Raw genomic sequence first — 319 nt, 5'->3', positions numbered from 1 at the left:
CGGCCCTCGTGCCAGTCCACGTCCGCCCCGTTGCGCTTGACCACCACGACGTTCCGGACGGAGTGGCCGCCGCCGTCTCCGTCATGGGACAACGCCTCGTCGACGGCGTTCTTGAGCGGGCTGGGCTTGCCGCGGCGGTAGGTGCCGTCGGCGGTGACGACGAGCCTGGCTTCGGCGTCGTCGATCCGGGAGCGGAGCGCGTCGGCGGAGAAGCCGCCGAAGACCACCGAGTGGATGGCGCCGATCCGGGCGCAGGCCAGCAGGGTGATGACGGCCTCGGGAATCATCGGCAGGTAGACGGCCACCCGGTCGCCCTTGG

Annotated in this window: 1 protein-coding gene; it reads right to left on the bottom strand. The window is 71.8% G+C overall.

All coding sequences use genetic code 11. The features are described from left to right. Positions 1 to 319 (bottom strand): AMP-binding protein (locus J9611_RS21595; RefSeq protein WP_211883391.1); only part of this gene is annotated, 319 nt, incomplete at both ends.

Source organism: Pseudarthrobacter albicanus, assembly GCF_018224015.1.
In the GTDB taxonomy this organism is placed as follows: domain Bacteria; phylum Actinomycetota; class Actinomycetes; order Actinomycetales; family Micrococcaceae; genus Arthrobacter; species Arthrobacter albicanus.
The sequence above is the reverse complement of the archived record's forward strand: the minus strand, read 5'-3'. Positions and strand labels throughout refer to the sequence as shown.